Source organism: Pseudoalteromonas sp. AWM4_233, from assembly GCF_056158285.1.
Genome location: NZ_JBSWSZ010000113.1, coordinates 552,428 through 565,816, shown reverse-complemented (window position 1 = coordinate 565,816; position 13,389 = coordinate 552,428). Strand labels below are relative to the sequence as shown.

Here is a 13,389-nt window from a genome sequence, read left to right as displayed (position 1 = left end):
CAATGCATTAAAACTAAAATAGATGAAAGTTTTTAAATTTAACAAGATAAAGCTAGTGCTATTTGTTGATTTTTGCTAGTTTTAGACGTCTAGACTCACGCAATGATTCTAAATAATTTGATACAAGGTAAAAGACTATGAATAAAGTAGGACTCGTTGGTTGGCGTGGTATGGTTGGCTCCGTTTTAATGGAGCGTATGCAGCAAGAAAATGATTTTGATAAGATTGAAGCGCATTTTTTTACAACTTCTCAAACTGGTCAATTAGGACCTAACATTGCTGGCACGCCTAAACTGTTGCTTGATGCAAATGACGTGACTGCTTTGTCCCAAATGGACATTATTATTTCTTGCCAAGGTGGTGATTATACAAAATCTGTCTATCCACATTTAAGAGAGTCAGGCTGGAGTGGATATTGGATTGATGCAGCTTCTGCACTTAGAATGGAAAGCGACAGCATCATTGTTTTAGATCCAGTGAATAACGATGTTATTAAGCAAGGATTAGAGCAGGGCGTTAAAACTTTTGTAGGTGGTAATTGTACTGTATCGTTAATGTTATTAGCTCTAGGCGGTCTATTCGAACGTGATTTAGTTGAGTGGGTTTCTCCAATGACTTACCAGGCTGCATCTGGTGCTGGCGCGCGTAATATGCGAGAGCTGATCACACAAATGGGTGAGATTAATTCAGAAGTTAAATCTCTATTAGATGATCCAAGTTCAGCAATACTCGAGATTGATAAACTAGTAGCTGAGAAAATTAAATCTGATTCGTTACCTAAAGACCAATTCGGTGTGCCGCTAGCTGGCAGTTTAATTCCATGGATTGATGTGCCAATGGAATCTGGCCAGTCAAAAGAAGAGTGGAAAGCGCAAGTAGAAGCAAACAAAATTTTAGGCTCTAGTCGTTCACCAATTCCAATTGATGGATTATGCGTGAGAATTGGCGCAATGCGTTGTCATTCCCAAGCAATGACCATTAAGTTAAGAGAAGACTTAAGCGTCGATGAGATTGAAAGCATTCTTGCTAATCATAATGAATGGGTACGTGTTATTCCAAATGATAGAGATATCACAGCAGAAGAATTAACACCTGTAAAAGTAACAGGCACATTGGATATACCAGTCGGTCGTATTAGAAAATTAACGATGGGACCGAAATATATTAGTGCATTTACTGTGGGTGATCAGCTACTTTGGGGAGCAGCTGAACCTTTAAGAAGAATGTTAAGAATTATTATAGATTAATTCTTTTTCCAAAATTTATTAAATAAATTTGGATAATTTTCTTTAAGGGACTTAGGTTTATTTTTAAATCTTTTTCCCTTAGGTTGAAAGTTAACTACTTGATGATAAGGAAGTTCTTTACCAGTTAGTTCTTCAAATAATAAACCTGGTACTAGATCAAGTTCGTCAATATAAGGGTAAGGTAAACTATCTTTAATTGGGAAATTATAATCGAACAGCTCGTCTGGTTTACTAGTTAGTTTTATATTAAATTCTTTTCCTTGTAATAAACACCAATTACAAAAATCTAAAAAATCATACTCTGTATTACAACCACATATAATAAATGCAACCGCCCAGTTATCCCAATGCCAAAGGTCTTTAAGCTTTTCTGTATAAATTACATCAAAATCTTCGATATCATTGCTTGTTAATTTAGCTAATATCGATTTAAGTGTTTCATTTGGATCTTCTGGAGATTGACTTACTTTTTCTAAAATTTCCCAAAAGGTTTGTTCATTCATTTTGATAGACCAGCTAATAAGTGAGTGCAAATTCTAGCATTATTTTACTGTTTAGTTAATATCGCATAATTTACGTTATGTTAAATTAGTGTGTTTATATATTTAAGAGCTCTTTGGGTTAAAAACTTTAGTTTACATAGCCTCTCTAAATCTCTAAAATATGTCCAATACTAACCAATATCGGACTTAATATGATTTTCCCGTTAGTTGATACTGTAAAGCAATTAAGATATATGATTGCCCATGTTGAAGATGCTACCCTTAGAACCGAATATCCTGAATTAGAATCTCAACTGACAGCATTGAACTCTAAACATGACTTTATAATTTCAGATTATGAATTTTTATTAAAGTTTCTATATGTTTACGGAAGAAAATCTGAAGCAACATTTAATCGTTTTCGAAATGAAATCGAACGATTCTATCTATGGTCTTGGCATTTTACAAAATCATCAGTTTTCAATTTAAAGCGTGAAGACATAGAAGCTTACGTTGATTTCATGGTTAAGCCTGAAAAAGCTTGGTCGACAAATTCTGTACAATGGCGGTTTAAAGATAAAGACGGCATAAAATGCATTAATGAAAAATGGCGTCCTTTTATAGAAAAAGAAAATGGTGTCAGTCAACAAACGCTTGCAGCCATGTTTACTGCGTTAAATGTATTTTATAAATTTGCACAATTAGAAGAAAAATCAGCTTTTAACTATGTGCCTGTAGTTAAAAAAAATTCTCCATATTTAGTTGTGCAATCTCAAATCAATATGCCGGATACTCTAAGTGACCTTCAATGGGAATATGTCTTCGGTGTGACAAAAGATAAATGCATAAAAGAGCCTAAATTCGAAAGGAATTTATTCACGTTAGCTTGTTTAAAAGGGTTATATCTTAGAATTTCTGAATTATCAGATAGACCACAGTGGTCACCAGTTATGAGTCATTTTTGGCAAGATTCTGATAATTACTGGTTTTTGCGTGTTATGGGTAAAGGTAACAAACTTAGAGATGTTACTTTAAGCGAAGAATTTTTGGAATATTTGAAAAGGTATCGTATTCATAGAGGTTTTGAACCTTTACCTCGCGCAGATGATCCATCCCCTATCCTTCATAAATTACGTGGCCAAGGTGGTATGAATGTCAGACAGATCAGAAGAATCGTTCAAGAAAGTTTTGATCTTGCAATCGAAAAATTAGAAAAAGATGGTTTTGAAGATGAATCAGAACAACTTAAAGCAGCCACATCTCATTGGCTTCGTCATACAGGTGCAACGCATGATGCAAAACATCGTCCACTGAAACACCTTTCCGAAGATCTTGGGCATTCAAAAATTGCGACGACAGACCAGATTTACATACAAACTAATGTGTCAGATCGTGCAAAGTCTGGCTCTAAGAGAACTTTATAATAGCGTATTTCGATTATGTTAAATTGAATGTGGTTGAATTATTTCAACCACATTACCTCATGTTTTTAAAGTTTAGAAGCAATAAATTCAATTGGATGAAGTGGCTTTTTACCTTCAAATCTTTTAACTTGTGAACGACAAGAAAAGCCAGTCGACAAAATAGTATTCAATTGTTCATTTTTTATCTTCTTTTTCCAAGAAGATTCATACAATAACTTAGACTTTTCATAATTTTGCTTTTCATGTCCATATGTACCAGCCATACCACAGCAACCAGTAGCGGGAGTATTTAACTCTAAACCTATCTGAGAAAAAATATTTTTCCAAGTTTTTGATGCTGACGGCATAGCTGTTGTTTCAGTACAGTGTGACAATAAGGTAAAGCTATTTTCACTGTTTATTTTTAGCCCGCTAAAATCAAATGATTCAAACAATTCATGTGCAAGTTTAACTTCGAAGCGACCTCTATCTTCAGAGTTTAAAATTGTTTTATATTCATCTCTATATACCATAACTAAAGACGCATCTAAACCAATCATTGGAATGTTTAATTCAGCTACTTGATTCAGAAACTGGCTTGAATTTTTTGCAGTCGTTTTAAATTCTTTAAGAAAACCTTTAACGTGTTGAGGTTTGCCATTTGGAACAAATGGCAGAACAAAAACGTTTTTGCCTAATGCTTCGATAAGTTTAATCGTTGCTGCAACAAGTTCTGCTTCATAGAAACTAGTAAATGGATCTTGTACGATTAAAACTGAATTATTTTTTTCAGATTCAGAAAGTAAATTAACTTTTTCGAAATCAAATTTGTTTTTTGTTTTTATGCGTTCAGATATTGCAGGTACACTCAAGTTAGGTGTATCTACGTAGCCAATTATATTGTTAATGAATTGTTTCCCAGGAAAATTATTTACAATAAAATTATTCAACCTAGGAAACTTAGACATAATTGGTGCTGTTGCTTCGACATTTCCTACGAGTAAATCTTTAGCAGGTCGTAAATAAATACTGTGATAGAAATTTAAGAATCGAGCTCTAAATGTAGGAACATCCACTTTGATTGGGCAAGCTGAAGAACATGCTTTACAAGCCAAGCATTCATCCATCGCTTCTTTGACTTCGTGGTTAAAGTCGTAATTATTAGAGCCAGAGTTTCGGTACCTTTCCCACCAGGTAGTATCACTTTCTTTATTAATTAATTGCTTTTCAACTTCTAGAAGATTAACGCCCTGCTCTTCTTGAAGTCTTAACCATTCTCTAAATAATGATGCTCGCCCTTTTGGCGAATGACGTCTATCTTTGGTAACTTTATAAGATGGACACATTGGTGTGTCATCATCATAATTAAAACAAAGTCCATTACCATTACAATTCATTGCATTTTCAAAACTGTCTTTAACAGTGACATTTATTTTGCGATCAAACCAACTTCTTTTTTGTCCATCAACTGAAACAAGTGAGTCTTTACTTTCTATTGGCGTACAAATTTTTCCAGGGTTTAGTCTATTATTTTTATCGAACACTGCTTTTATTTTTCTAAGTTCGTTAAAAAGTTCTTCACCAAAAAATTCAGGACCATATTCACTGCGATAGCCCTTACCATGTTCGCCCCACATCAAACCATTATATTTAGCTGTAAGTGATACGACTTGATCAGAAATTTTTCTAAGTAACTTTTCTTGCTCAGGATCGCACATATCGAGTGCTGGTCTAACATGTAATACACCTGCATCAACATGACCGAACATACCATAATGTAGATTATGGCTATCAAGCAATGTTCTAAATTCCGAAATAAAGTCTGCTAAATTTTCAGGTGGAACGGCCGTATCTTCCGCGAAAGCGAGAGGTTTTTGTTTTCCTTTTGTATTACCAAGTAACCCGACTGCCTTTTTACGCATCGCATAAATTTTTAGAATTTCTGATTTATCGTTTGTTAGTTGATAACCGATAACACCTGCTTGTTTATTTTCGATCAGTGCATCAAGTTTATTACAAAGGTTATTAATTTTGTCATCCATTTCATTTTCTGTTTCTCCATTGAATTCAACCATGTTTAAACCCAACATTTCTTTGTCAGGGACATCTTGAATAAGATCCGAAACTGAATGCCAGATAATATCTTCTTTTGCTAGATTCAGAACTTTACTATCTACGGTTTCTACGGACGTTGCTTCTGCATCAACTAAAAATGGAGAATTACGAAGTGCAGAATCAAAACTATCATATTTTATATTTATTAAAGTTTTAAATGGTGCAATAGGTGTAATATTAAGTTTTGCTTCTGCAACTATCGCTAGTGAGCCCTCACTTCCTGTTATAATTCTAGATAAATCGAATGTAGATAATTCTTCATTAAAAACATTTTCTAAATCATAACCAGTTAAAAAGCGATTGAGTCTCGGGAATTTTTTTAGAATTAATTCTCTGTTACTTTCACATGAAGTAAGTACTTGCTTATATACAGATGATGTAGTTGCCTGCTGCTCTGCTAATAACTCAGCTTGTTCTTTAGTAATTTTACTTGTATTTAATTCGGTGCCATCAACAAGATATGATTTTAACCCTAAAACATGGTCACTGGTTTTTCCATATACTAACGAACCTTGTCCAGAAGCATCGGTATTTATCATACCGCCAATTGTTGCTCTATTACTCGTTGATAAATCAGGAGCGAAGAAATATCCATAAGGTCTTAAAAAATCATTTAACTGATCTTTAATTACACCCGCTTGAACTTTGACCCATTTTTCTTCTTCATTTATTTCTATAATTTCACGCATATGTCGTGATAAATCTAGAATGATGCCGGGTGTAAGTGATTGCCCATTAGTGCCAGTGCCTCCACCTCTTGGACCAAAAGTTAAAGACAAAAATGGATCTTGGTTGGCTGTTTGAAGTGCAATTTGAATATCTTTATTTGATTTAGGAAAAACTACAGCTTGAGGTACTTCTTGATAAATACTGTTATCTGTTGAATTAACAATACGTGTTGCGTAACTGGTATCAAGATCACCAGTAAAGCCTGTACTTTTAAGCTTATCTATATAGCTATTGATTAATTCATTTGCGTTATCTTGTTGAGAAATTTGAGCAATCATGACGGTTTTTACTTATTACTTATGACTCTATTGTATCACGGTAGTATGTTAAGAAAATTGAGTTTTATATTCTTTGTTACAGTTAGAAACAGAAAATTATATTTAACTTGCTATTATTTAATACAGGAGGCTGCTATGAAGAAATTTTTTACTTTGAGTTTAGGTTGTCTATTTGTAATATTTGCAATTATCTTTTTTGTTGTGCCTGGTCCTTCAATCATATTTGGTTTGGCTGCTCTAATGTGTTTTTCTTTTTATTACCCTAAAGCTAGAATCTATTTGAAGAAATTACAGCGAATTTTTAGAAATGTTTGTTACAGATTAGACAAAGTAAAATGAAAAAAGCCGGCAATTGCCGGCTTTTCAATTAGTTTGCTTTAAGTTTATCTGCTAAATACAACCAAGTTTCTAACACTGTATCAGGATTCAAAGATACAGAATCAATACCTTGTTCAACAAGCCAGGCAGCAAAATCTTCATGATCTGAAGGACCTTGGCCACAGATACCAACATATTTACCTTTGGCTTTAGCAGTTTGAATAGCCATAGATAAAAGCTTCTTAATTGCAGGATTTCTTTCATCGAATAGGTGTGCGATTAAACCAGAATCACGGTCAAGACCTAATGTTAACTGAGTTAAATCGTTAGAACCAATAGAGAAACCGTCGAAGTATTCTAGGAACTCTTCTGCAAGTAATGCATTTGATGGTAATTCACACATCATGATTACTTTTAAGCCATTTTCACCACGTTTTAAGCCATGCTCTTCAAGTAATTGTATTACTTGAGCTGCTTCTTCTAATGTACGAACAAATGGTATCATGATCTCAACATTCGTTAAGTCCATGCCATTTCTTACACGTTTAATAGCTTCACATTCTAGAGCAAAACATTCACGGAAATCTTCAGAAATATAACGAGACGCGCCGCGGAAACCAATCATTGGGTTTTCTTCTTCCGGCTCATATTGCTGACCGCCGACCAAGTTCGCATATTCATTTGACTTGAAGTCTGACATACGAACAATGACGCGCTCTGGCGCAAATGCTGAGCCTAAAGTTGCAATACCTTCAACTAGTTTCTCGATATAGAATTCAACTGGAGAAGCATAACCTGCGATCATTTCTTTGATTTCAGCTTGCAAATCAGCTGGTTGAGTATCAAAGTTAATTAAAGCTTTAGGGTGAATGCCAATCATTCGGTTGATAATAAACTCTAAACGCGCAAGACCAATACCAGCATGTGGTAACTTAGCAAAGTCGAACGCACGGTCTGGATTACCAACATTCATCATGATTTTCATTGGTAAATCAGGCATAGAGTCAATTTCAGAAGTAATTACTTCATAATCAAGCTTGCCTTCGTAGATATAGCCTGTATCACCTTCAGCACAAGAAACGGTTACTTCTTGGTTATTAGTGATTAAGTCTGTTGCGTTACCACAACCAACTACAGCTGGAATGCCAAGTTCACGAGCAATGATTGCTGCGTGACATGTACGACCACCACGGTTTGTAACGATCGCAGCTGCACGTTTCATGATTGGTTCCCAATCTGGATCTGTCATATCAGTAACTAATACATCACCAACTTGAACTTTGTCCATCTCGTCGATTGAGTTAAGCACTCTTACAACACCAGAACCAATTTTGTGACCAATAGCACGACCTTCTGCAATAACATTAGATTGTGCTTTAAGTTGGAAACGCTCCATCACGTTTGCGTCTTCATTCGAGCGCACTGTTTCTGGACGTGCTTGAACGATATAAAGTTTACCGTCATTTCCATCTTTAGCCCATTCGATATCCATCGGACGGCCATAATGTTTTTCAATAATTACAGCTTGCTTTGCTAGTTCTTGTACTTCTTCATCTGTAATTGAAAAACGATTTGATAATTCAGGCTCCATATCAACAATTTCCACTTGCTTACCATGTGATTCATCACTTGAATAAACCATTTGAATTGCTTTAGAACCTAAGTTTCTTCTAACTACAGAAGGTTTACCTTTGGCTAAAGTTGGTTTATGAACATAAAATTCATCAGGGTTTACAGCACCCTGCACAACCATTTCACCAAGACCATAGCTTGATGTTACAAATACTACATCTTCAAAACCTGATTCAGTATCGATACTGAACATTACACCTGAAGATGCTTTGTCTGAACGCACCATGCGTTGTATACCAGCTGATAGCGCAACGCCACGGTGGTCATAACCTTGGTGCACACGATAAGAAATTGCACGATCATTGAATAACGATGCAAATACGTGTTTGATTGCAATCATTACAGCGTCAATACCACGAACATTTAAGAATGTTTCTTGTTGACCCGCAAACGAAGCGTCAGGCATATCTTCTGCAGTTGCTGATGAACGAACTGCGAAAGAAACATCTGCAGATGCATCACCATGGAGCGTGTCATATGCGTCGCGAATAGCTTTATCTAGTTCTGGTTGGAAAGGTGTATCGATGATCCATTGACGAATATCAGCACCCACTTTAGCTAGGGTGTTAACGTCATCAACGTCTAATGTGTCTAGGATTTTGTGAATTTTTTCGTTTAAGCCTGATTGCTCTAAAAATTCATTAAAGGCTTCGGCGGTTGTAGCGAATCCGCCTGGTACTTGTACACCAGCGTTTGCTAGGTTTGAAATCATTTCCCCAAGTGACGCATTTTTGCCACCCACTCGAGGTACATCTTGCATACCTAACTCTTGATACCAGAGAACGTAGTCTTGCACGGAACTGTCTCCATAAACAAATTGTAATAAATGTGAGAGATTGTTTGACCATTAGTATAGTCGAGTGCATTCTACACTGGCAAAGCTAGTCGCGTAAACCGCGATAAGGAAAATAAACAAATTTCATTAGGCTTATTTTATGAGAACTGCTTTTTATATTTCTGATGGTACAGCTATCACATCTGAAGTTTTTGGTCATGCGACCCTTTCACTTTTTCCTGTTGAATTTCAACACAAAACCATACCTTTCGTTGAAACAGTCGATAGAGCGCATGAAATTAAAGAGCTTATAAACAATACTGTTAGTGCAGATGGAGATAAGCCATTAGTATTTTTCACTTTTGTGAATCCAGAATTGTCCGATATTATTTCTTCGAGTAATGCCGTTTGTTATGACTTTTTAACATTAGCCAGCCATGTTCTTAAAAAAGAGCTAAAAACAGAACCTGTCCCTCGTATTCATAGAACGCACTCAATACACGAATCAAGCTATGACTTTAGGATTGACGCCGTTAACTACGCATTGGCAAATGATGATGGTGCAAACATAAAGAATTACGAAGAAGCAGATATCATTTTGGTTGGTGTGAGTCGTAGTGGTAAAACACCTACTAGTCTATATCTTGCATTACAGTATGGCATTAAAGCTGCCAATTATCCGATGACAGAAGACGATCTTGAAAAAGGTAATTACCCAAAATGCTTATTACCTTATAAAAATAAATTGTTTGGTTTAACAATCGACCCTGAGAGACTTTCTTTAATCAGACAGGAACGTATGGCTAATTCAAAGTATGCGTCAATTCGTCAGTGTCGGATTGAAGTGAGAGAAGTAGAAATGTTATTTAAGAAGCATAAAACACCTTACTTAAATTCGACGAAACACTCAGTAGAGGAGATTTCTGCAAAAATTATTTCTGAAGCTGGGCTAGTAAGGCGCAAATACTAGGTTTTATATCTGTACTTAGGAAATTTAAGGACTATTCATATAAACCCCACAACTTTATGTGGGGTTTATAAGTTTATTAAGTTTTACTCAATCAATAATTCAACTACTTTCTAGCATCTTTTAATAAATCAGCGACTAAAAAGCCAAGTTCTAATACTTGGTCAGCATTAAGTCTTGGGTCACATTGCGTTCTGTATCTTTGTGCTAAATCTTCATCAGATAAACCATAAGCACCACCAGTACATTCGGTAACGTGTTGACCAGTCATCTCTAAATGAACTCCGCCTGCATATGAACCTTCTGATTTATGTACAGCAAAGAATTGGCTAATTTCACGTAAGATATTGTTAAAGCTTCGTGTCTTATAACCAGTTGTCGCTTTTTCTGTATTACCGTGCATTGGATCAGAAGACCATATTACCTTACGACCTTCCTCTTGTACTTTTCTAACAAGCGCCGGAAGCTTTTCAGGCAGGATATCAGCTCCCATTCTTGTTATAAGTGTTAATCTACCTGGGATATTTTCTGGGTTTAAGGCATCTATTAATTCAATTAGTTCATCAGGCTTCATACCCGGACCAACTTTAACACCGATCGGGTTTTTAATTCCTCTGAAGAACTCGATATGTGCATGGTCGAGCTGTCTAGTTCGTTCACCAATCCATACAAAGTGCGATGAACAGTCATACCAATCACCAGTTAGATGATCTCTACGCGTTAGAGCTTCTTCATAACCTAACAGTAAGGCTTCGTGCGAAGTATAAAGTGAAGTTTCTTTTAAACTAGGAGCTACAGAAGAGTCTATCCCACATACTTCCATAAACTGAAGCGCATCTTGAATTCTATCTGCTAGCTGCTGGAACTTTTCTTTCAATGGGTTCGCTGCTACGAAACTCATGTTCCAACGATTCACTTGATGTAAATCTGCTAAACCTCCTTGCGCAAATGCTCTTAATAAATTTAACGTTGCTGCACTGTGGTGATAAGCAGTCATTAATCTGTTTGGATCAGGTATACGAGCTGACTCTGTAAATTCAAAGCTGTTTATAATATCGCCACGGTAGGATGGTAATGATACACCATCAATGGTTTCATAATCTGAAGATCTAGGTTTGGCATACTGTCCAGCCATTCTTGCAATTTTAACGACAGGGCATTTTCCGCCATAAGTTAATACTACTGCCATTTGAAGTAATGTTTTAAACGTATCCCTAATATTCGCAGCACTAAAATCAGAGAATGATTCAGCACAATCCCCACCTTGAAGTAAGAAAGCCTTCCCTTCACAAACGTCAGCTAAACTTTTGTACAAACTTCTAGTTTCTTCTGCGAATACTAATGGTGGAGCAGAGTTGAGCTGTTTTTCGACTTGTTTTAATTGTGCCTGATCCGGATATTCAGGCTGCTGGACGATTGGAAAATCTCTCCAGCTATTTGGATTCCAGTTGTTCATTCCTCATTCCTATATTTAATTTGAACTCCAACAACTTACAACATTGCTATATTGAACTCAACAGGTAATTCGCCGGTTAGGAACACAACATACAAAATAAGTAGGTATCCGTAAACACTGGGTTACAACAAGTAATTGAGCTCACAGACCTTCTAAAGTACACATCATAAGATTTACTAAATTGACTTTAGGAACACATCATACTAATATTGGAGGGTAAACTTCAATCGTAATTTTTATGAGTAATCAAAGGAAAGCCTTGCCTCTATACAATTCGGCTAAATCATTGTTTAATTTAGAATGTTTAAGTTATTAACGAGTATATTGATAATTAAACATATCATTTTGTAATTTATAGCTTTCAGTGATGTTTAAATCAAAATTGAGTGTATTTATTAGACTTTTGGTGTTTCTGAAAGGTTACTTTATTAATTATTGGATTGTTTCATAAAACCTGGTTCTATTTCTTATATGAAGTTATTGTTAGCTTATTTAGGCTCCTAAATTTTTTTAGTATGACCAAATTTTCATAGCATTAGTTAGATTTAGCAATAAAATTTAACTAATACTATGAATTTTCAACTAATTTTTGAGTTGAAAGCATCATTGAAAAGCCGTTTTTGTCAGTCCCCTTCCATTAATGAGTTAGATTAGTTTTAAAAATACTGCAATTTCGCGTTTAGATTAAAAGTACTTTAGTGTTCTTCAACTAAAAACCGAACGTTCAAAAAATATTAATTCAACAATTAGTCTAAAGTGATAAATCTCTAGGAAATTAGCGGAATATGTTCTTTTAATGTTGTTGTGTTTGATTCGCTAATTTCATTGTATAGTCCCAACAAGGTCTGGCTTTAATTAGTAAGGAAAATCTTACGATAAATATCGTGTTCAATTTGATTTAAGCTAGATAAAATTAAATTTAATAGCTGTGTAATTATATACTTTTGTTTCGTAAAGAGCATTGAATGTAAACGTTGATACCAACTTAATAATCAATAGGTAGATTCGATAACCAAAGCATTTTATTTCATTGAAAGCTATATCAGTAAAGAGCAAGTTGTTCTCTTTACTGTCATTGTAAATTTCTGGTTTTAAATAACATTAAACTACATTTTAGATAATTTTAATTTCTCTTATCTAAATTAGCTTTTATGATATGTTCATATTTTTTAGTCGGAGTAAGTGGTTCGTTAAATATCAATTGGTGACATTTGATAATTTTTAAGCTTCACAAATTCTATTAACAGCTGTACTAATTTGGTAGAAGCTAGTTCTGCATAAAAGCTTACAAAATTACTTTTAAAACATACAAATGACCGTTTGGCAATTTTGAGTTTCAAGCGAAGCTTGGTACTTATATCTATGTTTATTTTTTCTATTAAGAACTGATATAGCTAACTTGCTATCAAGGTTTTGCCTTTTATCTATTGTATTGATTCACTGCTTTAGTATCTATAAGTTTAACTTTGTCCTTTATAAGTTTAATTTCTGAAGAATTGAATTACGATCAGCATAATTTTTTTGCCCTCTTTGATCAGAGTTAATACTTATTTGTCTATTGTGTTGCGACAATAATTTATAAGTTTATTTAACATAACCTTAAGCATGTGATTTCGTAAGCTAAACAACATTAGACAATCGTAAGTCTAATGTGCTATGTGTAGGAACACATCATACAATGAATTTTAAAAGTAGCATTATCATGAACTTATTTTCATTCAAGGTAATAAAGTTACTTTCATTGGTTGATTCCTATACACTAGAAACAATTACATATGATTGACTTAAAAAATATGTTCTCTTAAAGATAGTAAACGTTTTTTGCCAAGAGATACTTACTATCGAATATAGCTCCGTCTTTAAGTTGTATTTTACAATACACTATTAATGAATCATGGACACAATTAACTTATCTAAGTTTGATTAACGTGTTTTTATTTTAAATATTCAACTGGATACTTAAACTCCAAAACTTTCATATTTCTCA

7 protein-coding genes are annotated in these 13,389 nt (G+C 34.7%); 3 read left to right on the top strand and 4 right to left on the bottom strand.

The features are described 5' to 3' along the window. The first annotated feature begins 137 nt into the window (after positions 1–137). Positions 138–1,247, top strand: coding sequence for an aspartate-semialdehyde dehydrogenase (gene asd / locus ACXAC4_RS23960; protein ID WP_475166494.1), 1,110 nt, complete (start codon positions 138–140; stop codon positions 1,245–1,247). Here the strand turns inward: asd and ACXAC4_RS23955 are convergent. After that, on the bottom strand, positions 1,244–1,750 hold the full coding sequence (locus tag ACXAC4_RS23955; RefSeq protein ID WP_475166492.1) for a DUF4240 domain-containing protein: 507 nt from the start codon (positions 1,748–1,750) through the stop codon (positions 1,244–1,246). The two genes, asd and ACXAC4_RS23955, sit on opposite strands and share 4 nt — an antisense overlap. A 191-nt stretch (positions 1,751–1,941) precedes the next feature. Here ACXAC4_RS23955 and ACXAC4_RS23950 point away from each other — a divergent pair, with 191 nt between their 5' ends. Then, on the top strand, positions 1,942–3,153 hold the full coding sequence (locus ACXAC4_RS23950) for a tyrosine-type recombinase/integrase (protein WP_475166490.1): 1,212 nt from the start codon (positions 1,942–1,944) through the stop codon (positions 3,151–3,153). Between the two features lie 65 nt (positions 3,154–3,218). On the opposite strand, the gene ydiJ is transcribed toward ACXAC4_RS23950, so the two are convergent. Both ydiJ and ppsA read right to left on the bottom strand, forming a co-directional pair. Then, on the bottom strand, positions 3,219–6,254 hold the full coding sequence (gene ydiJ / locus ACXAC4_RS23945; RefSeq protein WP_475166488.1) for a D-2-hydroxyglutarate dehydrogenase YdiJ: 3,036 nt from the start codon (positions 6,252–6,254) through the stop codon (positions 3,219–3,221). Between the two features lie 367 nt (positions 6,255–6,621). Then, the gene (ppsA, locus tag ACXAC4_RS23940) at positions 6,622–9,000 is read right to left on the bottom strand and encodes a phosphoenolpyruvate synthase (RefSeq protein WP_475166481.1); all 2,379 of its coding nucleotides are present in this window, start codon (positions 8,998–9,000) and stop codon (positions 6,622–6,624) included. Between the two features lie 139 nt (positions 9,001–9,139). Between ppsA and ppsR the strand changes: the two genes are divergently transcribed. Next, positions 9,140–9,949, top strand: a complete 810-nt coding sequence (gene ppsR / locus ACXAC4_RS23935; protein WP_475166479.1) for a posphoenolpyruvate synthetase regulatory kinase/phosphorylase PpsR — start codon at positions 9,140–9,142, stop codon at positions 9,947–9,949. A 103-nt stretch (positions 9,950–10,052) separates the two neighbouring features. On the opposite strand, the gene ACXAC4_RS23930 is transcribed toward ppsR, so the two are convergent. Beyond that, positions 10,053–11,402, bottom strand: a complete 1,350-nt coding sequence (locus ACXAC4_RS23930; protein WP_475166477.1) for a class II 3-deoxy-7-phosphoheptulonate synthase — start codon at positions 11,400–11,402, stop codon at positions 10,053–10,055. Positions 11,403–13,389 lie beyond the last annotated feature (1,987 nt).